This window comes from Rhizobium sullae (assembly GCF_900169785.1).
GTDB lineage: Bacteria > Pseudomonadota > Alphaproteobacteria > Rhizobiales > Rhizobiaceae > Rhizobium > Rhizobium sullae.
This window is the reverse complement of record NZ_FWER01000047.1, coordinates 36,180-57,695: the sequence shown is the minus strand read 5'-3', so window position 1 is coordinate 57,695 and position 21,516 is coordinate 36,180. Positions and strand designations below refer to the sequence as shown.

Sequence of the window (21,516 nt, the reverse complement as noted above, 5' to 3'; positions counted from 1 at the left end):
CTTCCGACATCAAATGAGTCTCCATGCGCCCAAGGACCTGGGCGCACTGGATTCCTGTGACAGGCACACGAATGAGGAGTAGGAGAGACGCGTCCCGCCCCGAATTACTTCGGCAATTGCGGCTGCACCTTTTCCCCGATGAAGAGTTCCTCGATGATCGTCATGACGATCAGCGACAGCGGCAAGGCGAGCATGGCGCCGACCGCGCCCCACATCCATGTCCAAAAGATGATGGCGACGAAGACGATGAAGGGATTGATCTCCAGCCGCCGCCCCATGACGGCGGGGAAGACCAGGTTTTCCATGACGAGGTGAACGACGAAGAAGGCAGCCGCTGGCAGAAGGCCGAGGATGATGCCGTCATGGGTAAGGATGCCCGCGACCGCGATTGCAAAGGTCATCATGGTGATGCCGAGATAGGGAACGAAGCTCGAAAGGAAGGCGAAGAAGCCCCAGAGCATCGGGGCCGAAAGTCCGCCCGCCCAGGCGATCATCGCCATGGCGACGCCGAGCCCCGCATAGATGACCGAGGCAGTCGCGAAATAGAAACCGAGCACCTGCTCGACGGAGCTGATGACGCGGATGGCTGCGAGCCGCTGCCGCCGCGTCCGGAAGGCCAGGATGATCGTCCGGCGCAGCTTGACACGTCCCGAAAGGAAGAGCAGCAGCGCCGCAAAGAAGATCAGCGCCTGCACCAGCGCCGGTGTCAGGTTCGTTGTCACCAGATGCAGCACATTGCCGGTGTTTTCGAGCAGCGCGTCGATCGACACCGGCCCGCTCTCAAAGGTCGCCGGCGTAATGCGCAGCCAGCGTATCTGCTCCAGATGGGGCATGATCCGGTTGATCGTTCGTTCGATGAATGCCGGAGCCTCGTTGGCCAGCGTCGTCAAGGGTTCAGCGAGCGAATTGGCGAGTAGGAGAATCACCAGCGCAACGGCGCTGGAAAGGATGACGGCATTGGTGACCGGCGGCACGCCGAGCTTGCCCAGTTTCTCCGCCGCCATGCCGAGGATCATGCCGACGACGACGGCAAGCGTCACGGGGATGAGGATCAGCGACATCTGGTAGACGGCGGTAAGGCTAAGGATTGCGAAGATGCCGATGACCGCCCAGGACATGCTCACGTCGAGCGCGTCCTTCTCGACGCGGTGCGCCGGCGCCTGCGGCATTTCTTCCGTCGCGGTGGTCAGCGTTTCTTCCCATGCGCTCGTCGGCCGCTCGCCGATTGCGATCTTCTTCGCATGTTTCCGGATGCCATTGGCGAAGCGCATTTATGGAATGTTCCCGAAAGCCCCATTAACTCAAAACGAAAACGCACGGAATGCGTGTTGGTTCCGGCGGTGCCAGGTTGCCTGACGGCTACTCAGTTTGGGCAAATTGACAACCGCGAGGCAGGCTCAGAATAATTCTCGAGGGCTGGTTTTTCCTCGTCGCAATGGAGGGTGACACGCGCGGTCCCGATATCAAGAAGCTCAATGCACTCGTCGAACGGCTGGTCGGCGATGTCGGAGCCGCGGTTTCCGGCGCGCTCGTTGTGCTCGGCGATGATCTCGGCTTGTTCAAGGCTTTAGCGGACGGCGAGCCGCGGGATGTGGCGCGCCTCGCGAAGGAGACCGGACTGAAGGAGCGCTATCTCCGCGAATGGCTCTCGGCAATGGCCGCGGCCGATTACATAACCTATGACGAGGGGACGGACCGCTTCCATCTCACGCCCGAGCAGGCGATGGTGTTTGCGCAGGAGGATAGCCCCGCCTTCTTCGCCGGCGCCTTCCAGGTGACACAGTCGATGTGGATGGACGAGCCGAAGATCGCCGAAGCCTTCCGCAACGGACAGGGTGTCGGCTGGCATGAACACAGTGCCTGCCTCTTCCGCGGCACTGAACGCTTCTTCCGGCCCGGCTACAACACCCATCTGATTTCGAGCTGGATACCGGCGTTGGACGGCGTTGAAGCCAAACTCATCGCGGGAGCCAAGGTCGCCGATGTCGGCTGCGGCCACGGCGCTTCGACGATCCTGATGGCGCAAGCCTATCCCGCCTCGCGTTTCTTCGGTTTCGATTATCACGCGCCCTCGATCGAACGAGCCAGGGCCACGGCCGAAGAGGCAGGCGTCGCCGACCGTGTCACCTTCCAGCAGGGCACTGCGGCCGAATTCGCCCCTCAGGGTTATGACATGGTCGCGATGTTTGACTGCCTGCACGACATGGGAGACCCCGTCGGCGCCGGCCGTCATGTCAAGGAAACGCTGGCGCCCGGCGGGACCTGGCTGATCGTCGAGCCGTTTGCCCACGACAATCTGAAGGACAACCTCAATCCGATCGGCCGCGTTTATTACGGTGCTTCGACGATGATCTGCACCCCGGCGTCGCTGTCGCAGGAGGTCGGCCTCGGCCTCGGCGCTCAGGCGGGCGAGATAAGGCTCAGGAAAGTGGCGCTCGATGCCGGCTTCTCGCATTTCCGCCGCGCGACGGAAACGCCGTTCAACATGGTGTTCGAAGCGCGAGCGTAACGGGACTGCCGAGACCGTCGCCTCAAGCCGAAAGCGTCAGCCCGATGCCCCAGGGATCCTTGAGGAACAGGCCGCCGTCGCGCTTGTCGTTCTTGATCTCCAGCCGCTCGAGCGCCGCCACCGCATTGTCGAGCGCGGCTTTGTCGTTGAAGCGCAGCGTGTAGCCGGAAAGGCCGGTCATGCCCTCGGTGCGGGCGCCGGCGCCGCGGCTGTTCCAGATGTTGGCGGCGACATGGTGATGGTAGCCGCCGGCCGCAAAGAAGCTTGCGCCGGGGTAGCGCGCCATCAGCGTCAGGCCGAGGACGTCGCGATAGAACGCGTCGGCTTCCGGAATGTCGCCGACCTGCAGATGGATGTGGCCGATCGCGGTGCCGTCGGCCATGCCGCCCCAGGCATCCTCCGGCGCGCTGTCGTAGAGCGCCTGCAGGTCGAGGCGGATCGTCGCCATTTCCACCTGTCCGTCCTCGTGAAATTTCCACGCCTCGTGCGGCCGGTCGGCATAGATCTCGATGCCGTTGCCTTCGGGATCGGAGAGATAGATGGCCTCGCTGACGAGATGGTCGGAAGCCCCGTCGAGCACGACATTGTTGTGCGCCGCATGGCGCAGCCAGCAGGCAAGTTCCGTGCGGTTCGGCATCAGGAAGGCGGTGTGGAAGAGGCCGGCGGCATTGCGCGGGGCGATCTGCGCTTTGCTGTCGGTGGTCAGCGTCAGCAGCGGCAGGCCGTTCACGCCGAGCACGTCGCCGCTTGGCGCCTTCTCGATCACCTTGAGGCCGAGCATCGACTGATAGAAGCCCGAGACCAACGGCAGGTCGGTGACGACCAGATGCGACTGGTCGACATAGGCAGGCTGCGTCAGCGCATAGGAGGTTTCCGTCGTCATCAATTGATCTCCCGCCATGGATGGGAAAGGCTTAAGGGCGGCAGCGAAAGCGCTGCCTGTAGCAAGCCCGAGAATCGTCGCCGGTCCATGTCGCCTCCAAGTCCCTTCGGGCCGCTCTACTTCCATACTATATGGCGGATTCCGATTGTTCACAGAAGAGCGGTTTTTGAAGATAAAGCGTTGAGCAGATGTTGACGACCGCTTGTGCCCACTTGAACCTGTCTGGCGTGCGTTATCTTCTTAGGTAGGTAAGCCCGCTGTGGAGGAAAAGCATGTACAAGAAGATCATCGTCCCTGTCGAAATGGGCACGATCGAGAGGGGAGAAAGAGCATTCCGCAAGGCCGCGACGCTGCTCGATGCCGGCGGCGAGATTATCCTGCTCAACGTCGTGCAAGACGTGCCGACCTATATCGCGGTCGACCTTCCGGCCGAGTTGATCGACAATGCGATCGATGATGGGCGGGCGCAGCTGGAGCAGCTGCGGCTGAGGACCGGCATCCCGGCAAAGGTAGAGATCGGCCGCGGCCCGGCGGCGCACGGCATCCTCGCCGCCGCAGCGGCGCACGGCGCCGACCTCATCATCGTCGCCTCGCATGTTCCGGATTTCTCGAACTATTTCATCGGCGCAACCGCCGACCGGGTGGTGCGCCACGCGAAATGCTCGGTGCTGGTCGATCGGTAGGATTAAAGCGTTTTACGAAGTTTTACCGCGCACGGTGCTACCGCCTGTTGCGCCGCCGTCCGTTCGGTGAGAGCATTGGCGCTGTCGAGGAATGGGTACGCATTGATGGGCGAGTTCAACGGCATTCGCTGGGCTTATGACAAATACGAGTTGATCGCCGACGGCATCGTGCATGGTGTCGGCCTGGTGTTCGCGCTCGTCGGCGCGACCGTGCTGATCTTCTATGCGACGGTCTGGAGCTCCTACGGCGAGATCGCGGCCGCATGGATTTACGGCGTCGGCCTCGTGCTGACGCTCGGCATCTCCTTTTCCTACAATGCCTGGCCGGTCTCGCGCACCAAATGGTACCTGCGCCGGTTCGATCATTCGGCGATCTTCCTCCTGATTGCCGCGACCTATACGCCTTTCCTTCAACGCGGTGCCGACGACCCGCTGCTCTTCGGCATGCTGATCGCCATCTGGGTGATGGCGGCCGCCGGCATTTTCCTGAAATGCGCCTTTCCGGGGCGCTACGACAGGCTTGCGATCCTCCTCTATCTCGCCATGGGCTGGAGCGGCATTCTGGTTGCCGAACCGGTCTCGTCGCGCATTCCCTTCGCCTCGATGCTTCTGATCCTCATAGGTGGGTTTATCTATTCGGCGGGCGTGATCTTCCACGTCTGGGAAAAGCTGCGCTTCCAGAACGCCATCTGGCACGGTTTCGTGGTTGCCGCCGCTGCGGTGCATTACTCGGCAGTGCTCACCTGCTTCAGCATGAGCGCCGCCAGGCTCTGATCGCTCTTTCGTCGCCCCAATCCACGGTTTACATCGCCGGATGCCGGGCGTATGCGCTTGAGCCGGAACGAACCGGAATGGACATGACATGACCGACGCCGTCCTCGTGCGCGACGCCACCGAAGCCGACCTTGCGGCGATCCGCGACATCTACAACGACGCCGTCGAACATACGACAGCGATCTGGAACGAAACCCTCGTCGACCTCGAAAACCGCGCCGAATGGTTCAGGGCACGCAAGGCGAAGGGATTTCCGATTCTGGTCGCCGAAAAGGGAGGGCGGGTCGCGGGTTACGCCTCCTATGGCGATTGGCGGCCCTTCGACGGTTATCGCCACACGGTCGAGCACTCGGTCTATGTCGACAAGGACTGCCGCGGCGGCGGCATCGGCAAGCTCTTGATGCAGGCGCTGATCGAGAAGGCCAAAGAGAACGGCATCCACGTCATGATCGCCGGCATCGAATCGGAAAACGTCGCCTCGATCCGCCTGCACGAAAAGCTCGGCTTCCGCACCGCCGGCACTTTTTCGGAAGTCGGCACCAAGTTCGGCCGCTGGCTCGATCTCACCTGCATGGAATTCAGGGTTCCGAAGTGAGGCTCGTCGTTCGCTATCTAAAACGCTGAACGGCCGCCTCATCAAGTCAGTTGATGGGAACATTCCAAGCGCTTCGATCTGAGGCACGGCTGCGGCAAATACGAGGTTGCCTTCGGACGCTGTCGTGTACTCTTCCCTCATTCCTGTGCCTGCCACAGGAATCCAGCGCGCCCAAGTCCTTCGGCGCGGGAGACTCCCTTCAAGGCAAATGAGTCATAAACGGCGCGGAAGCGCCGCCGCCAGATATCTGTCACAAGCACAGAGACGAGAGCGAGCAGGGTCGACGCAGGCGGTAACCCCCTCCTGCATCCTCGCCTATTTCCCCGGCTCGAACACCATCGAATGGCCGTTGATGCAGTAGCGCAGGCCGGTCGGCGGCGGGCCGTCGGGGAAGACGTGGCCGAGATGCGCGTCGCATCTGCCGCAGCGGATCTCCGTGCGGACCATGCCATAGGAGCTGTCGCGGTGCTCGGTCACGGCATCCGGCGACACCGGCTCGAAATAGCTCGGCCAGCCGCAGCCGGCGTCAAATTTGGTATCGGAACGGAAGAGCGGCGCGTTGCAGCCGACGCAGCGGTACAGGCCGGCCTCGAAAGTATCCCAGTAGGGGCCGGTAAAGGCGCGTTCCGTGCCGTGCTGGCGCGTGATGCGGTATTGCTCCGGCGTCAGCTGTTCTTTCCATTCTGCATCGGTCTTGCGGACTTTGGCGGTCGTGGTCTCGGACATCAGGCATGCTCCTTTCGCGCCGGAGAGGCGATCCCGTCTTGGCCAGAATGTGGGGCGCAGGACACGCGGGATCAAGGCAGGCAGGTTAGAGCGGTGCCGCTGATCTGGAAAAGGCCACAGGTCCGCTCGTCAGTTCGCCGCCGGAACGGGGCAATCCAAGTCGCCCTCCTCGCATTTCAAGTACCCTTTGAGATCTTCGATGCGGCTTTTGGTGATCGTGTCCAGGCAAGTACTGGAAATAAATGGATATGCAGTGCCGCCTGCGACCGTCGAGCTTGAGAAATTGCACTCCGCATCGCGAAAGCGGACCCAGGCCTTCTGCGCCGCTACCAGCAGTTTCTTGGTATCCGCATCGTCCTTCAGCCGCGCCTCGATCTGCTTGTAAAGAGCATTCAGTTCGGCGTCCGATTTCTGATAGGCCTTGCCGGCACAGATGTTCATGTCCGTTTGATTCGTCAGGTCTCCGCAAACTTGTTCGGCATGTGCAACGGCTGACGTGGTCAAAATCAGGGCAACGGTCACCAATGAGATTTTCATGATCTTCCTCTCCGTTTAGAACAACTTTGCCGTGTTTGAGCGAAATAGATCTCTTAACCTGATGCGCCACAAGGGATCGCCTTTCTCCACAGTTTTCCGCAACAATCGGTTAGCGAACGGTGAATGCGGCGCCGGCCCTGTGTCGTGCTTTGCGTTTGAGCACGCAATTGCCGGCAGAGCTAATCCGAAAGGGCGGTTTGACCCCGACCGTGCCGTTAACGTACTCTTAACCATGGCGGCTGATGCCGGCGGGGGATATGGACGTGTTCATCGGTGTTCTGCCCTGGACCTATGGTCTTGTGGCTGCGCTCTTTATGACGATGACTTTGCTGGAAGGCTGGGCCAACCACGACGGCTGGACGTTGGCCCGCCTCGCGGGCGCGGTCGCCTGCATTCTCTGGCCGCTGACGGTGGTTTTCCTGCTGCTACACATGCTTGCCTCGGCTGCTACGTCCAGCCGGGCCTGACCGGGCCGCCTCCGATCATTCTCCAAACCTCCTCCGAAATTGCTTGAGGGCGCTTGCCGATTACCCTAAGTTCGCGCCAACGCATCATTTTCTGGCAATGAGGAGGGGACATGGCCGGTGTCACTGGTCTGACATTTTTGGCCTTGTGCCTTCCGCTTCTCGGCGCCTTGATTTCCCCTTTCGTCATTCGCCGGCTCGGCGCGAACGGCGCCTGGCTGCTGGCGGCCGTGCCATTCCTGTCGTTCCTGCATTTCCTCCACTTCGCACCAGAGGTCGCCCGCGGCGAGGTAGTGACCGGCGGATATAACTGGGTGCCGAGCTACAATCTGAGCTTCTCCTGGTTTCTCGACGGCCTGTCGCTCACTTTCGCGCTGCTGATCACCGGCATCGGCACGCTGATCGTGCTTTATTCCGGCGGCTACCTGAGGGGGCATCCGCAGCAGGGCCGTTTCTTCTCCTTCATCTTCCTGTTCATGGGCGCGATGCTCGGCGTCGTCGTCTCGGACAGTTTCCTGATGCTCTTCATCTTCTGGGAGCTGACCTCCATCACCTCCTTCCTGCTGATCGGCTTCGACCATGAGCGGGGGGCGGCGCGAAGGGCGGCCCTCCAGGCGCTGGTGGTGACCGGCGGCGGCGGGCTATGCCTGCTGGCTGGTCTGCTCTTTCTCTGGAACATCACCGGCGTCACGCAGATGTCGCTGCTATTGCCGTTCGGCGACGTCGTCCGCGGCAGCCCGTTCTATCTTGCGGCGCTCGGTCTGGTGCTGTGCGGGGCCTTTACCAAATCGGCGCAGTTTCCGTTTCACTTCTGGCTGCCGAACGCCATGGAGGCGCCGACACCGGTTTCCGCCTACCTGCATTCCGCAACGATGGTGAAGGCCGGGGTCTATCTCCTGATGCGGCTGAACCCGGTGATGGGCGCGACATCCGCCTGGGAAATCCTGCTGCCCTTCTTCGGCGGCATGACGCTCGTTGCCGGTTCGGCGCTGGCGATTGCCCATGCCGACCTGAAGCTGAAGCTCGCCTATACGACGGTGTCCTCGCTCGGCCTTCTCGTCCTGCTCACCGGCTTCGGTTCGGAATATGCCGTGGAAGCGGCGGTGCTTTATCTGGTGGCCCACTCGCTCTTCAAGGGCGCGCTCTTCATGGTTGCCGGCATCCTCGACCATGAGACGGGCACCCGCGACATTACCAGGCTCGGCGGCCTGATGAGCGCGATGCCGCTGACATTCGCGATCGCGATCCTCGCGGCGATTTCGATGGGGGGTCTTCCGCCCTTTTTCGGCTTCCTCGCCAAGGAGGAGATCTATGCCGCGCTCGCCGGTGGCAACCTGCGTTCGCTGGTGTTCACCGCAGTCGCGATCTTCGGCAATGCGCTGATGTTTGCGATCGCCTTTTCGGTCGGCCTGAAACCCTTCACCGGTCGGGCGACCGAAACCCCGAAGCATGCGCACGAGGCGCCCGTCCTGCTCTGGCTCGGTCCCGGCGTTCTGGCGGTGCTGGGCCTTGCCGGCGCGCTCTTTTCCGGCTTCACGCATAACTACGTCTCGTCGCCGATGGCTTCGGCCGTCCAGAGCGATGCAATCGCGGTTGCGATCACGCCGATGCCGCATCTCGGCCTTCCGCTTGCGCTTTCCGTATTGACCGTGATCTTTGGCATTGCGGTCTATTGGAAGATAGAGCAGGCCCGGGCGCTTATGGTGTATTTCCTGCAGGCGGCAGGGCCGGGGCCGGACCGGGCCTTCGACGGCTTCATCGCCGGGCTCGTCCGCCTTGCCTGGCGCGTCACCCGCATCGTCCAGCCCGGGCGGCTGGAAATCTACGTGACCGCTACCTTCCTCTGCGTCGCCTTGATCCTCCTCGTGCCGCCGCTGCTTTATGGCGAACTGCCATCGTTTCCGGTCTGGCCGCGCGGCGTGCAGCTCCATGAATGGGCGGTCTTCCTGCTCGCCGTGATCGGTCTTGCGGCGGTGCTCGCCGCCCGCGACCGGCTGACGGCGATCGTCTCGCTCGGCATCCAGGGTTTTTCCGTGGCGCTGATCTTCCTACTCTTCGGCGCGCCCGATCTCTCCTTCACCCAGTTCATGGTCGAGACGCTTTCGGTCGTCATCCTGGCGCTCGTCATGACGCGGCTTCGCCTGTCGCCGACCGATCCCCGGCCGCTGCGCCAGCGGCTCGGCGACGGCGTCATCGCGCTCGCCTGCGGCCTCGGTTTTGCGCTGTTGCTGATGAGGGCCACAGAAGGGCCGTTCAACGCGGCGCTGACGGATTTCTTCAACACCTATTCGAAAACCATCGCCCACGGCGCCAATGTCGTAAACGTCATCATCGTTGATTTCCGGGGCACCGACACGCTCGGCGAAATCGCCGTTGTCGCCATCACCGGCCTCGCCATCATCGCGCTGATCCGCATGCGGGCCGGCGGCGAGCGGAAGCTGGTCGCGCATGATCCGGATAAGGTGGAGGTGGCGGAATGAACAGGTTTTGTCTCCACCTCGTAGGTTTCCATTCCGGCAGGCTTGCTGTGCCGAGTGCTGTTGTCTGGGGACGGCATCCCCTCAACCGCCCTCATTCCTGTGTTTGTCACAGGAATCCAGCGTGCCCAAGTCTTTGGGCGCGGAAGACTCCTTCAAAAAGGAATTCATTCACCGCGCAGACGCGCCGTGGGTGGATTCCTATGACAAGCACAGGAATGAGGGGAGTATGGGATGGGCGCTGGTGGCAACGGGCCCGCGTTCAGCAGCATTCATATCGCCAAGGCGGCGTACGAGGAGGTGATCCTTCGAGGCCCTGCAGCTTCGCTTTCGGGCGCCTCGGGATGAGCGCCGTGCAGCGGGCGCTGGAGATCAGCCCTCATCTTGAGGTGCAAGCCCGCAGGGCGCAGCCTCGAAGGACGAGGGCTGGTGATGAGGTGCGGTTTTCCTTGCGTCCCCCATCAATTGACTTGATGAGGGAAGAAGGTAACCCAGCCCGCCAGTCGCCGCCAAGCGGAGTGCCCACCCGATGAACACCCTCGTCTTCCGCACCATCGCCCCCTTCCTCGTCGCGCTGATGCTGCTCTTTTCGGTCTTCATCCTGCTACGCGGCCACAACGAGCCGGGCGGCGGCTTCATTGGCGGGCTGATTGCGGCCTCGGCGCTGGCGATCTTGGGCATCGCGGGCGGCGTGCCGGCCGTGCGGCGGGCGATCCTCTTTCATCCGCTGTCGATCGCCGGTGCCGGACTGATGATGTCGACCGCCGCCGGTCTGATCTCGATTGCCGCGGCCGTACCCTTCATGACCGGCCTGTGGGTCTATCCCTCAATCTTCGGCGTCGAGGTGCCGCTTTCGACCGTCATGCTTTTCGATATCGGCGTCTATTTCGTCGTCGTCGGCGCGATCACCGCCATTGCTCTGGCCCTCCAGGAAAGGGAGGTGGAGTGATGGAGCCGCTTTTTGCGATCCTCGTCGGCCTGTTCTTTTCCGCCGCCGTCTACCTGATGCTGTCGAAATTCTCCATCCGCATCATGCTCGGCATCGCGATCCTCGGAAACGGCGTGAACCTCTTGCTCTTCACCGCCGGCCGCGTGACGCGCGAAGTGCCGCCAATCATTCCGGCCGGTTTCGACACGCTGCCCGCCGATGCCGCCAACCCGCTGCCGCAGGCCCTCATCCTGACGGCGATCGTCATTTCCTTCTCTTTCCTTGCCTTCCTATTGGTGCTGACCTACCGCGCCTATCAGGACATCGGCACCGACAATACCGACGAGATGCGCATCGCCGAACCAGACGATCCGCCGCTTCCGCCGCTGGGATATTGAGGATGACAACGGTGCGAATGAAGACAATGATGCGGATGATGATACGCCCCTTCTGCCCTGCCGGGCATCTCTCCTGCAAGGGGAGAGATCGGCTGGTGGCAAACGCCAGTTCGATCATTGGAATGGGGAGCGCGCCGCTTGTCATCTCCCCACCTGTGGGGGAGGTGCCCGGCAGGGAAGAGGGCGGCTTTGCGCACACAGCGGCCGCTGTTTTCCGTTCAAAAGTCGGGGCGCCCTAAAATGGCCGCCCCCATCACCACCGACCTTTCCGCCGCGCTCCTCACCGCACCCGTCCCCCCGGGCAACTGGCTTGTGATCCTGCCGGTTGCGCATTGCATCGTGCTTGGCGCGCTGATGCTGATGCTGCGCGCCCATGTCCGCGTGCATGCGCTGATCGCCGTTCTCGGCCTTGCGGCCCTGGTGCTCATCGACGCGGTGCTCCTCAAACAGGTGATCGACGGCGGCCCGGTCACGATGGTGATGGGGCGCTGGCTGCCGCCCTTCGGCATTGCCTTTACCGTCGATCTCTTCGGCGCGCTGATGGCGCTTGCAGCGGCGATTGCGGCTCTTGCGGGCAGCCTTTATGCGCTCTCCGACATCGATCCGGGCGGGCGGCGCTTTGGCTTTTTCCCCTTCCTGATGCTCCTTATGGCAGGCGTCACTGGCGCATTTCTCACCGGCGACATCTTCAACCTTTATGTCTGGTTCGAGGTGCTGCTGATCTCGTCCTTCGGCCTGCTGATCCTCGGCTCCGAGCGCGAGCAGATCGACGGCGCGATGAAATATGCGGTGCTGAACCTGATCGGCACGACGCTCTTCCTGATCGCCGTCGGCTATCTCTACGCGATCTTCGGCACGCTCAATATGGCTGATATCGCCCTGAAGGCCGCCGGCCTGCGCGATACGGCGCCGCTGATGACGCTGGCGGCCCTCTTCCTGCTCGCCTTCGCCATGAAGGCCGCTGCCTTCCCCGTGAACTTCTGGCTGCCTGCCTCCTATCATACGCCGCGCATCGTCGTCTCCGCGCTCTTTGCCGGCCTGCTCACCAAGGTCGGCATCTATGCGCTGATCCGGGTGATGGTGATGCTGCTGCCGGTCGAGCGCGAGGCGCTGAGCCTGATGATCGCGCTTGCCGGCGCCGCAACCGTCATCCTGGGCGCGCTCGGTGCGCTGGCGCAGACCGATATCCGCCGCTTGCTCGGCTATGTCGTCATCTCCGGCATAGGCAGCATGCTCGCCGGCATCGCGATCGGTACACCGGGCGGCGTCAGCGGCGCGGTCTTCTACGCGCTGCATTCCGTCGTGCTGATGATGGCGCTCTATCTCTTGGCGGGGCAGGCGGCGCGCCTCGGCGGCAGCTTCCAGCTCACCGCACTCGGCGGGCTCTATCGCGAACGCGGCTGGTTTGCCGCCGTCTCGCTGATCCTCTTCCTCGCCGCCTGCGGCCTGCCACCGTTTTCCGGCTTCTGGCCGAAGGTCATCCTCGTCAAGGCCTCTCTCGATATCGGCGCGTGGTGGCTTGCCGCCGCCCTTTTGACCGGCGGGTTTCTCACAACTATCTGCTTCGGCCGCGTCTTCCTGCTCGCCTATTGGCGCCCGGCGCCGGCGCCGGCGGAGACCGTCGCGATCGGCTGGCAATCGGCGCTGCCCTTGCTGGCACTGACTGCACTCGTCACCGGTTTCGGCATCCTGCCGGAGCAGCTGCTGTCGCTGGCGCAGGCAGCCGCCGGGAGCCTTGCCGATCCGGGGGCCTACATTCATTCTGTCTTCCCGGAAGGAGCAGCACCTTGATCGCCTTCCTCTTCAATCTGCTGCTCGCCATTGCCTGGGTCGCTGTTTCCGGCAGCGCCTCGCTGCACAATCTCGTCCTCGGCTTCGTCCTCGGGGCAATCGCTTTGGCGATCGTGCGCGAGCCTTTCGGGAGCAAGGGCTATCTTCGCCGCGCGCGCCGCGTCCTGTCGCTCGCGCTGCTTTTCCTGAAGGAACTGGCGCTCTCGGCCTGGACCGTCGCCAGGACGGTGTTGCGGCCGAAGATGGAGATCCGTCCAGGCATCTTCGCCTTCCCCCTGACGGTCGAACGCGATCTCGAAATCACGCTGCTCGCCAATCTCATCACGCTGACGCCGGGCACGCTTTCCGTCGATGTCTCGGAGGACCGTAGGACGCTTTACGTGCACGCGCTCGACTGCTCCGACCCCGAGGCGACGAAGCGCGCCATTGCGAGTGGCTTCGAACGCAAGATCATGGAGGCCTTCCGGTGATCGCGCCGCTTGCTATCGTCTCGGCTGCCGCTGCAGTCACGCTGGCTGTCCTCGGGATTGCCTTCGTGCTCACCGCCTATCGCGTGATCACCGGACCGACGCTGCCGGACCGCATCCTTGGCCTCGACACGCTGACCGGCATCGCCATCGGCTTCATCGCGGTGATTGCCGTCAAGACGGGCTTCGCGCTTTACGTCGATATCGCGATCGCGCTGGGGCTGGTGGGCTTCCTCGCCACGGTTGCCTTCGCCCGCTTCGTCCTGTCTCGCGGCGCGCTGAGAACCGGCCCGCCGCCGGCCGGGGAAGAACAAGCAGTGGCGCCGACGCCCGGCAAAACAACAAGAAAGCCAAGATGATGGAATACGCGCTCGCCATCGCAACCTCCCTCACGATGCTTGCCGGCGCCTTCTTCGCGCTCGCGGCGGCGATCGGCGTCGTCCGCCTGCCGGACCTTTACTCGCGCATGCATGCAGCCTCCAAGGCGGGTCCCGTGGGCTCCGGTCTGCTGCTTCTCTCCGCGGGCCTTTATTCCGGCGAACTTGCTATCTTTGCACGCACCGCTGCAGGCGTCGTCTTTCTGCTGCTGACCGCCCCGGTCGCCGCGCACCTGCTGGCCAAGGCTGCGCATGATACCGCGCATAGGTTGTGGGAATTCTCGGTTCGCGACGATATGGATGGCGGGTGAGAGTATAAATTTCAGCGATTTGATCCGCTTTACGCAAGTTACGTATGCGGCGCTCAACTAAAGTCTTGCCCTTGCNAGAGTATAAATTTCAGCGATTTGATCCGCTTTACGCAAGTTACGTATGCGGCGCTCAACTAAAGTCTTGCCCTTGCTTGCGAAATCTTGGGGATTTGGGTTTTTTAAGTAGAAAAACTACAAATAAGAATTGGACTTTCGGTAAAACAGTGATAATTGAAGTGTAAGTAGAGTTCTGATTTCGAATTAGAATCGTTTCGCCTATTCCATCTCTAGCTTTGATTTCGAATGTCTAATGAAGGCTGTGGTCGAAGAATGCGGCGATTGTGATTCGTATTCAGGCAGTATTAGAGCAGGTTTCGGTCTCAAGAATCTAGGGGTGGATTCGCGTTTTAGGACATGATGCCGCTGTCTGGGCCTTTTACTGTTTGCCTCTACGAAGGCGATCCTCCGAAAGAGGGTCATCCACGCATGCGAACAGGAGAAACAGAATATGACGGATACCGCGACCGGCAACGGGCCGGAATTGCTGGTAGAACTGACGGCCGATATCGTAGCGGCTTATGTCAGCAATCATGTGGTCCCGGTCAGTGACCTGGCCAATTTGATTTCCGACGTGCATACCGCACTGAGCAGCACGTCTGCACCGCAACCCGCCGCAGCCACCATTGAAAAGCAGAAGCCCGCCGTTTCGGTACGCAAGTCAGTACAGGACGATCAGATCACCTGCCTGGAATGCGGCGGCAACTTCAAGTCTCTCAAGCGCCATCTGATGACCCATCACAGTCTCTCGCCGGAAGAATACCGCGAGAAATGGGATCTTCCCGCCGATTATCCGATGGTCGCTCCCGCCTATGCCGAGGCGCGCTCGCGCCTCGCCAAGGAAATGGGCCTCGGCCAGCGCCGCAAACGCGGCCGCGGCTAAACCCGACACGCTACGAAGCGCAAGAGCCGGACCGCAAGGCCCGGCTTTTTTTTGTGGTGCGCCAGGCATGGCGCGTTGCGCGTAAGCACTGTTTGACCGGGATGGTATCCGGTCGATGACTTGGAGGTGCAAGTCCTCTACGGGCCCCGGTGATGGGAACCGTTAGCCGAACAGCAAGGGCGTTATCGCGAGGTAGGGTCTGAAGGAAGCTGGAGGCAAAGTGCCGGCCTGACGAACAGGAAGCGCATATGAGGCGTCCGCATCCGGGCGAGGGGCCACAGGACCCGAAGCCCGATATCACCCGGAGGGTGCGGGCGTAGATGCGACAGGTATTTGGCACGAAGGTCACGCGTCTTACCCTGGGAGGTCTGCCGACCTGCCCCTGGTTTCAGGTGTGCTTATATGAGGTGCGACAGGTATTTAGCACGAAGGGATGGTGTACTGAATCTTCTGCAAAAAGGGGCTGAGAAGCTCCGGCGATCATGGCACGACTTTCGTGGCCTGAAGCGGGCGGAGAGCCTGGATTATCTCGGGAACAGTAGCCACCTTGGCAATCTTACCATTCATGTAATCAACCGAGACCCGTCCATGCTCGGCATCATAGGAGTCGATGCATTCCTCCGCCAGGACCACGCGAAGGTCGCGCTGGTAGGCGTCGATAGCGGCCATGCGGATACAAGCGTGCGTGTTGATGCCGCACAATACCAGCTCGCCAACTCCCATCGCCGACAGAATATCTTCAAGGTCGGTCCGGAAAAACGCACTGTAGCGTTTCTTTACGATGATCGTATCGCCTGGCCCCCAACCGAGGCCGGCATGAAGCTGGGCGCCTGAAGTTCCCTCAATCGCGATCTTCAGGTTCTTGTCCCGCATCTCGAGAAAGGCGTCGCTGAGATCGGGCCGGAATTCCTGCCGCACCCATATGACGGGTAACCCGGCTTCTCTAAAGGCCACAGCCAACGTGTTGGTTTCGCTGATCAGCCGGGCTGCTTTGTCAGCGCTCCAATGGTCGAGGTAGTCATTGATAAGGTCGATGATAACAAGGGCGCGTTTGGTCATTATGCGATTAGACGTCACAACAGTTGCAGTGGTGTGACGCCGGGCGGCATGCCGGTTTGGAACGTTTCTTATTCACGCCGCGTCTGCCGCCTCGCATTGCTTGGCCGCGCTGAAGATATTGCGGCCGATCGTGCGTGCAGTGTCCAAATGGACCTTGGGACACCGTCCAGCGGATGCGAGCAGCAGCTCGGACGTCACGACGCATGCGCCGCAATAATCGAAGATGCCATGGTCGATCTGCGTCTTCATGGCGCTGAGATAGCCATGCCGCGCATAGGTCCCGGCGTCGGCGCCGCCGATGCCGACGAGATGAATGCGGAGGTGGCGGAGTTTCTTCACCAGCTTGGTATCTTGGCCTTCGTCGTAAGCCCAGCCGTTGGCGAACACGCGGTCGATCCATCCCTTGAGAAGTCCCGGCATGGACCACCAGTAAACGGGATAGACCAGCACAAGCGCATCGGCGCGATCGATCCTCGCCTGCTCGGCTATGACATCGGCGGGCGGCATCGCCTCCCTGCGATGGACGGCGATATCGGCCGCGGTGAACCTGGGATCGAAGGCCTCCGCCGCAAGGTCTGCGATTTCGAAGCTATTATCCGGACCGGAGAGTGCCACACCTTCGGCAACATGTGCGGCAACGCTGTGGCTGAGTGACTTGGGATCGGGATGCGCAAGAATGATGAGCGCGTGCATGTCGAAGGCTCCCAGGCTGATTGCGGACACAGGTCAGAGCTTATATACTTTTAGTAAGTTACGTTTGGTAGGTTAATGTGTCAAGCACCGAGACAAGAAAACAGACGGCCGCTCCCCGGCTGCGCCGCCGCCTGACGAGGGACAGGCGGCATCGCCAGCTTCTGGATGTCGCGTGGGCGGTGGTTCGGGAGGAGGGAACGGAAGCCCTGACGCTCGGACGGCTCGCCGAGCAGGCCGGCGTTGCAAAACCCGTCGTCTACGACCATTTCGGCACGCGGCCAGGACTGTTTGCAGCGCTCTACCGGGAATTCGACGCGCGCCAGACGGCGCTCATGGAAACAGCACTTCGGGCGAGTGAACCGACTTTGACGGGCAGGGCGGCGGTGATTGCCTCTTCTTATATCGATTGCGTGCTTGCCCAAGGCCGCGAGATACCCGGCGTGATCGCTGCCCTGGCCAGTTCCCCGGAGCTCGAAAAGGTCAAGCGCGAATGCGAAGCGGTTTTCATGGAGCAATGCCGCATCGTCCTTGCTCCCTTCGCCGCCGCCGGCACTATAGCTCCAGCCGGCCTTCGCGCGATGCTCGGTGCCGCCGAGGCCCTGTCCTATGCCGCCGCAGCCGGCGAGATCACGGCCAAGCAGGCGCAGGACGAACTCTTCGAAATCATCCTCGCCATGGTCGCCAGAAGCCGATGAAGTGCTTGGTGAACTCAGTGCCATAGGTGAAGACGTGAGCAACGCCTGCACTCAGGCAAAAGAGACCAGAAACGATCCGGACATGAAGGACGCGTGGCAGTAGCCACCTGCCGGCGCGAAGGCGGCTTGTCTCGCGGTATATCGCCTGAGCCGACTAGGCGCGGACAGTAAAAAGCGTCAATCGCTCCCGAACATCAGCGATTGGTGCGCTGCCGTTCCCGCGAGCGCCCCATCACCGACGGCGAGAGCCACGGAGCCTGCGGCTCTTGCGACATCGCCGCAGGCGAAGATGCCCTTCGCGGTTGTCTGCTTTGCGGCATCCGTCGTGATGAACTGGCCGAGCGGCCCCTGTTCGAGCGCGCAGCCCAGTTGCTCAGCCCATGGAATTTGCACCGAAGTCTGCGTCAGGGCGAACAGACCGTCCATTGCGGCGATCCTGCCGTCCTCCAGACAAACATCCGCACGATCCCCTGCGATCTCGCGCACTGGTGTCGTCTCGACCGTGACCCCGCGCCCGCGCAATTGCGCCGACTGATCGGCATTCGGGACAAAGACACCGTTGGTGAAAAAAGTCGTCTCGCCCCAGTCGGGGAGCATCAGGGCATGATGCATGGAATGCTCCCCGGATGCGATGACGCCGATCCGCCCCTGATTCAGTTCGTAACCATGGCAATAGGGGCAATGGAAGACGGATTTTCCCCACCGCTCCTGCAGGCCCGGAATGGCGGGCAGCCGATCTGCAACCCCTGCTGCCAAGATTAGACGCTTTCCTTCCTTCATAGGCTCGCCATCGATTTCGATGGCAAATCCATTGCTGGTCCTCCTTGCAGCTTGAGCCTTGGCACTCAGCCAGTGGACAGTCGGATAGCGTTCGAGCTGTTCGCGCGCCTCGGATACGATCAGGCCGGGTTCACGGCCGTCCTGCGCTAGAAAATTGTACGAGGCAGCGGCAAAGCGGTTGCGGCGCTCGCCGGCATCGATCACCAGGATCTTCCGTCTGGCACGGGCGAGCGGCAGGGCCGCTGAAATGCCTGCAAAGCTGCCGCCGATGATGATGACGTCGAACTGCATAAACAATCCTTTCACACTCGTTCCGTTTCATCGCCCGGCGCGACAGCCGGACGTTATCATGAAACTTTTTAAGTTACGTGAAATAGCTTGTCAATGATCATGCAACTAATATTGTTACATGATCATGTCTCTGTTACATCTGTGATCCGCAAACGAGATAAATCAGCCATGAGACACGACACCCGCTTATCCCGCATGCTGCATGTGCTTGTTCACATGGATCGCCACGAACGTGCGGCGACATCCGAAACCATTGCAGCGATGCTGGGCACCAATGCGGTTGTGGTGCGCCGGACGATGGCCGGTCTGCGGGATCAGGGCTATGTCCGCTCCGAGAAGGGGCACGGCGGCGGTTGGGTGCTTGCGCGCCCTTTGCGGGAGATCACCCTGCTCGACATCCACAATGCCCTCGGTGCGCCGCAACTCTTCTCGATCGGCCTGGCGGGCGATAATCCGAACTGCGTCATCGAGCAGGCCGTCAACGCGTCGCTTGCCGGGGCGATGCATGAGGCGGAAGCCATTCTGTTGGCGAAATTTGGCGAGGTCACATTGGGTGCGCTCGCCGAGGAATCCTCCAAGCGATGGGCGGATACGACGAACTGCTCTCTAGCAATGGAGCAGTCCTAGAGTTGCCCTTCGAGGCTATTGTCCGGACCGGACGCATTTCCGCCTTCAGGCCCGCTGAAGGTTTCCTCGAACCAGGTCCGCCACCTGACTTCGATTTTTTTGGCGCGCCGGGGCCTTGTCGCGATGGCCTCCCTCAGGCGTTCCAGGCACAATCAGCTCCATCTCCACGCGGGCGTTCATCGCATCCAGCACCAGTGCGGCGGGCAGCGGGCGCCTCGTCAAGTTCGAGCATGTGGCTTTTACAGCATTGACAATGCGGCTGCTCCCCCGTGGCACTCGGCGGCGGCAGGCTCTCGCGCCCGGAGAGTGAGGCAATAAAAAAGGCCGGGGCGAAATCGCACCGACCTTCCTCATCATCGCTTCTCACACCAGTGCCAGTACATCCGTGGTCAAAAGTCTGAAGCGACTGCCAGCATCGCGAGCGCTTCGAATTCGTTCAAGCGCTCAATCAGCCATGCCGACGCGGGTTCATATAGGCGGCCATTGTGTTCAAAACAAGTCTGACGCAGCGTCCCGCTCCACTGCCGCGAACTGCCCGGCTATATATAAGAGAATGCGAAAGATATCATTTGCTTTGTTTTTCCTGAGAGCGCACTGTCCCGCCTCCAGCAGCCATTTTCCCGGGCGCTGCTGTTTAAGGGCCTGTCGTGCCCTAGCCCCGACCGAAAGGAGGACTGCATGTCTTCCGAAGTCACCATGAAATATCTGACAAACGACGACCTTGGCATGCTGCAGCAGGTGCTGAGCGATGCTGGCTATACCGGCGATATGCTTTTCGAGCAGCCTGGGACTTTTAATGCTGCGGCACTGCTGCTCGTCCGGCTGTTCCAGGACGGCACGACCTCGCCCGCCAAGCTTGCAGGCGAACTCGACCGTCACTTCGGCAAGGCAAAGCGTGTCGCCGCCATGCCTCCGGCCGTTTCACCATTTCACCGTTTTGCCATTCAGGGCCTTCCGTCCTCCCTTTCCGGGATCGTTCACTGAAGCGACGTCAGAGGCGCACATGAACATAAGGCCACCCACCTTCGACATCGACGATGTCCGGCGCGCGAATGAATGTGCTTGCGCCTTCGACCATCTGACAAAGCAGGTCGCGATTGAAGCGGTAAACGCGGGGTGGCTGGAGGGCGAGGTTGCATTGGCCCTCGCTGACGCCGCCGAGCGCTACGTCATGCATATCGCGGCCGGCACCCATGCGGTGCCGGTTGCGGCCAACTGCAATACCGCTCGGGCGGGCGAAGCATGAGGACCGGCCCTCTCGTCGCGTTCCTTTGCATCTCCGCGACCCTTTATCTGGCATGGGGGCAGATCGCCGCCTATCGGGAGCGGGAGCGCATTCAGACCGCCAATGCCGCCGAGCGCAGAACCCGTATGGCGGAACTCTCCGCAGACGGCTGCAATGGTGCCGTTGCCTCGCTTGCGGCGATGGAGCATCGAGTGCTCAAGGCCGGTGGCATCGAGGTTCCCGAGGCTCTGGCAAGCGACATTACGCTATGCCTCGAAGAGAATATCATGTCCGGTCCTTCACGGCTGCAGATGGAGCGGACGCATTTGATCAGGCTGTTTCCGCGCGAGACCAGCGCATTGCCGAACGAATGACGGCGCGCTTAAGCCGCCACTCTTACCCGCGCTTCTTCGCGGATCCGGTTCACCATGGACCGCAGCCCGTTGGAGCGCTGCGACGAGAGGTTCTCGACCAGGCCGATCTTGGAGAAGATATCGAAGGCATCGAGGCCGGCGATCTCCGAAGCTTTCTTGCCGGAATAGGTGGCGAGCACGATAGCAACGAGGCCGCGCACGATATGCGCGTCGGAATCGCCCTCGAAGATCAGCACCGGATTTTCCGGATCCCCTCTCGGATGCGTCACCAGCCAGACCTGGCTGGCGCAGCCCATCACCTTGTTCGCGGACGTTTTCTTCTCGTCCGGCAGGTCCGGCAGCGCCTTGCCGAGTTCGATGACATAGCGGTAGCGGTCTTCCCAGTCGTCGAGGAAAGAGAAATCGTCGATGATCTCGTCAAGAGCTGCCATAAGCGGGCCTTTCACTATTATGAGTGATATAGGTGAACCGACGCCGCTTTTGAACCATTAAAAAGAAAAACGCCGCTGGGCAGGACTTAGGTCGCGCTACTGCGCGGTCGACAGTCATTGACGATCGGGCATTGCGGAAAGCGCAAAGCGTCAGATTTCCCCCATTCGAGCATGGCTTACGCCATTGCCACTCCTCAAGGGGGGCCGATCTGTGGACGATGACGATCTCCATGTCCTAAATCCAGAGAGAGAGAGAGAGAGAGAGAGAGAGAGAGAGAGAGAGAGAGAGACGCCCTGGCGACCAGCCAAGGCTTTCCGCAGATAGCTCTGCCCATTGTGCTTCTGGAATGGCGTAACTGCACGTGGCTAGCGCCGCCTGCTCCCAGCCCATGATTCCTCCGAATCGATCTTTTGAAGCTCCAACCGCAGAGTCGATTTTTCGCAGAATTCCACCGCCGGCCTACCTCCGGCGCCAAATCTC

26 protein-coding genes are annotated in these 21,516 nt (G+C 61.4%); 18 read left to right on the top strand and 8 right to left on the bottom strand.

Annotation, left to right across the window (positions count from 1 at the left end; genetic code table 11):
- Positions 1-104: 104 nt before the first annotated feature.
- Positions 105-1,271 (bottom strand): AI-2E family transporter, encoded by a 1,167-nt coding sequence (locus tag BN1800_RS29665; RefSeq protein ID WP_087002575.1) that lies wholly within the window; start codon positions 1,269-1,271, stop codon positions 105-107.
- Positions 1,272-1,435: 164 nt separating this feature from the next.
- Here BN1800_RS29665 and BN1800_RS29660 point away from each other — a divergent pair, with 164 nt between their 5' ends.
- Positions 1,436-2,509: a methyltransferase domain-containing protein gene (locus BN1800_RS29660; RefSeq protein WP_087002574.1), complete on the top strand. Its 1,074-nt coding sequence runs from the start codon at positions 1,436-1,438 to the stop codon at positions 2,507-2,509.
- Between the two features lie 22 nt (positions 2,510-2,531).
- Here BN1800_RS29660 and BN1800_RS29655 read toward each other — a convergent pair whose 3' ends face one another.
- Positions 2,532-3,392, bottom strand: a complete 861-nt coding sequence (locus BN1800_RS29655; RefSeq protein WP_087002572.1) for a VOC family protein — start codon at positions 3,390-3,392, stop codon at positions 2,532-2,534.
- 272 nt (positions 3,393-3,664) lie between these two features.
- On the opposite strand from BN1800_RS29655, the gene BN1800_RS29650 reads away from it, so the two are divergent.
- The 3 genes from BN1800_RS29650 (at position 3,665) to BN1800_RS29640 (ending at position 5,444) form a co-directional block, all read left to right on the top strand.
- Positions 3,665-4,075 carry a universal stress protein gene (locus BN1800_RS29650; protein ID WP_087002570.1) on the top strand — a complete coding sequence of 137 codons (411 nt, stop codon included), beginning with the start codon at positions 3,665-3,667 and terminating at the stop codon, positions 4,073-4,075.
- Positions 4,076-4,180: 105 nt separating this feature from the next.
- The gene (gene trhA, locus BN1800_RS29645) at positions 4,181-4,849 is read left to right on the top strand and encodes a PAQR family membrane homeostasis protein TrhA (protein WP_027507559.1); all 669 of its coding nucleotides are present in this window, start codon (positions 4,181-4,183) and stop codon (positions 4,847-4,849) included.
- 88 nt (positions 4,850-4,937) lie between these two features.
- Positions 4,938-5,444 carry a GNAT family N-acetyltransferase gene (locus BN1800_RS29640; protein WP_027507558.1) on the top strand — a complete coding sequence of 169 codons (507 nt, stop codon included), beginning with the start codon at positions 4,938-4,940 and terminating at the stop codon, positions 5,442-5,444.
- A 315-nt stretch (positions 5,445-5,759) separates the two neighbouring features.
- Here the strand turns inward: BN1800_RS29640 and msrB are convergent, their stop codons facing one another.
- On the bottom strand, positions 5,760-6,170 hold the full coding sequence (gene msrB, locus BN1800_RS29635) for a peptide-methionine (R)-S-oxide reductase MsrB (protein WP_087002568.1): 411 nt from the start codon (positions 6,168-6,170) through the stop codon (positions 5,760-5,762).
- Between the two features lie 129 nt (positions 6,171-6,299).
- Positions 6,300-6,707: a lysozyme inhibitor LprI family protein gene (locus BN1800_RS29630; protein WP_027507556.1), complete on the bottom strand. Its 408-nt coding sequence runs from the start codon at positions 6,705-6,707 to the stop codon at positions 6,300-6,302.
- 257 nt (positions 6,708-6,964) lie between these two features.
- Here BN1800_RS29630 and BN1800_RS29625 point away from each other — a divergent pair, with 257 nt between their 5' ends.
- The 9 genes from BN1800_RS29625 to BN1800_RS29580 all read left to right on the top strand — a co-directional run bounded on the left by BN1800_RS29625 (position 6,965) and on the right by BN1800_RS29580 (position 14,860).
- The gene (locus BN1800_RS29625) at positions 6,965-7,174 is read left to right on the top strand and encodes a hypothetical protein (RefSeq protein ID WP_037140615.1); all 210 of its coding nucleotides are present in this window, start codon (positions 6,965-6,967) and stop codon (positions 7,172-7,174) included.
- Between the two features lie 110 nt (positions 7,175-7,284).
- Positions 7,285-9,651 carry a putative monovalent cation/H+ antiporter subunit A gene (locus BN1800_RS29620; RefSeq protein WP_087002566.1) on the top strand — a complete coding sequence of 789 codons (2,367 nt, stop codon included), beginning with the start codon at positions 7,285-7,287 and terminating at the stop codon, positions 9,649-9,651.
- Positions 9,652-10,177: 526 nt separating this feature from the next.
- Entirely contained in the window at positions 10,178-10,597 is a 420-nt protein-coding gene (locus tag BN1800_RS29615; RefSeq protein ID WP_087002564.1) for a Na(+)/H(+) antiporter subunit B, read from the top strand.
- A complete protein-coding gene (locus BN1800_RS29610; protein ID WP_027507552.1) occupies positions 10,597-10,974 on the top strand; it encodes a Na+/H+ antiporter subunit C in 378 nt (125 codons plus the stop codon). Before BN1800_RS29615 ends, BN1800_RS29610 begins: the two co-directional genes overlap by 1 nt.
- A gap of 240 nt (positions 10,975-11,214) precedes the next feature.
- Positions 11,215-12,765 carry a Na+/H+ antiporter subunit D gene (locus BN1800_RS29600; RefSeq protein WP_087002560.1) on the top strand — a complete coding sequence of 517 codons (1,551 nt, stop codon included), beginning with the start codon at positions 11,215-11,217 and terminating at the stop codon, positions 12,763-12,765.
- Positions 12,762-13,235, top strand: coding sequence for a Na+/H+ antiporter subunit E (locus BN1800_RS29595; protein ID WP_027507550.1), 474 nt, complete (start codon positions 12,762-12,764; stop codon positions 13,233-13,235). Before BN1800_RS29600 ends, BN1800_RS29595 begins: the two co-directional genes overlap by 4 nt.
- Positions 13,232-13,591: a cation:proton antiporter gene (locus BN1800_RS29590; RefSeq protein ID WP_087002558.1), complete on the top strand. Its 360-nt coding sequence runs from the start codon at positions 13,232-13,234 to the stop codon at positions 13,589-13,591. The genes BN1800_RS29595 and BN1800_RS29590 overlap by 4 nt, the downstream gene beginning before the upstream one ends.
- Complete coding sequence (gene mnhG, locus BN1800_RS29585; protein ID WP_027507548.1) at positions 13,588-13,920, top strand: monovalent cation/H(+) antiporter subunit G; 333 nt, start codon at positions 13,588-13,590, stop codon at positions 13,918-13,920. Before BN1800_RS29590 ends, mnhG begins: the two co-directional genes overlap by 4 nt.
- Before the next feature lie 508 nt (positions 13,921-14,428).
- Entirely contained in the window at positions 14,429-14,860 is a 432-nt protein-coding gene (locus BN1800_RS29580) for a Ros/MucR family transcriptional regulator (RefSeq protein ID WP_027507547.1), read from the top strand.
- Positions 14,861-15,340: 480 nt separating this feature from the next.
- Here BN1800_RS29580 and BN1800_RS29570 read toward each other — a convergent pair whose 3' ends face one another.
- Both BN1800_RS29570 and BN1800_RS29565 read right to left on the bottom strand, forming a co-directional pair.
- Positions 15,341-15,919 (bottom strand): cysteine hydrolase family protein, encoded by a 579-nt coding sequence (locus BN1800_RS29570; RefSeq protein WP_087002557.1) that lies wholly within the window; start codon positions 15,917-15,919, stop codon positions 15,341-15,343.
- 72 nt (positions 15,920-15,991) lie between these two features.
- Positions 15,992-16,612, bottom strand: a complete 621-nt coding sequence (locus tag BN1800_RS29565; RefSeq protein ID WP_087002555.1) for an NAD(P)H-dependent oxidoreductase — start codon at positions 16,610-16,612, stop codon at positions 15,992-15,994.
- A gap of 77 nt (positions 16,613-16,689) precedes the next feature.
- Between BN1800_RS29565 and BN1800_RS29560 the strand changes: the two genes are divergently transcribed.
- Entirely contained in the window at positions 16,690-17,307 is a 618-nt protein-coding gene (locus tag BN1800_RS29560) for a TetR/AcrR family transcriptional regulator (protein WP_087002553.1), read from the top strand.
- A gap of 177 nt (positions 17,308-17,484) precedes the next feature.
- Here BN1800_RS29560 and BN1800_RS29555 read toward each other — a convergent pair whose 3' ends face one another.
- Positions 17,485-18,378, bottom strand: coding sequence for an NAD(P)/FAD-dependent oxidoreductase (locus BN1800_RS29555; protein WP_087002551.1), 894 nt, complete (start codon positions 18,376-18,378; stop codon positions 17,485-17,487).
- A gap of 168 nt (positions 18,379-18,546) precedes the next feature.
- On the opposite strand from BN1800_RS29555, the gene BN1800_RS29550 reads away from it, so the two are divergent.
- The 4 genes from BN1800_RS29550 to BN1800_RS29535 all read left to right on the top strand — a co-directional run bounded on the left by BN1800_RS29550 (position 18,547) and on the right by BN1800_RS29535 (position 20,604).
- Positions 18,547-19,005, top strand: coding sequence for an Rrf2 family transcriptional regulator (locus tag BN1800_RS29550; RefSeq protein WP_027507540.1), 459 nt, complete (start codon positions 18,547-18,549; stop codon positions 19,003-19,005).
- Between the two features lie 678 nt (positions 19,006-19,683).
- On the top strand, positions 19,684-19,989 hold the full coding sequence (locus BN1800_RS29545) for a hypothetical protein (protein ID WP_087002549.1): 306 nt from the start codon (positions 19,684-19,686) through the stop codon (positions 19,987-19,989).
- Positions 19,990-20,008: 19 nt separating this feature from the next.
- Positions 20,009-20,251 (top strand): hypothetical protein, encoded by a 243-nt coding sequence (locus BN1800_RS29540; RefSeq protein ID WP_087002547.1) that lies wholly within the window; start codon positions 20,009-20,011, stop codon positions 20,249-20,251.
- Positions 20,248-20,604 carry a hypothetical protein gene (locus tag BN1800_RS29535; protein ID WP_027507538.1) on the top strand — a complete coding sequence of 119 codons (357 nt, stop codon included), beginning with the start codon at positions 20,248-20,250 and terminating at the stop codon, positions 20,602-20,604. Before BN1800_RS29540 ends, BN1800_RS29535 begins: the two co-directional genes overlap by 4 nt.
- Before the next feature lie 8 nt (positions 20,605-20,612).
- Here the strand turns inward: BN1800_RS29535 and BN1800_RS29530 are convergent, their stop codons facing one another.
- Positions 20,613-21,035, bottom strand: a complete 423-nt coding sequence (locus tag BN1800_RS29530; protein WP_087002545.1) for a SufE family protein — start codon at positions 21,033-21,035, stop codon at positions 20,613-20,615.
- Between the last annotated feature and the right edge of the window lie 481 nt (positions 21,036-21,516).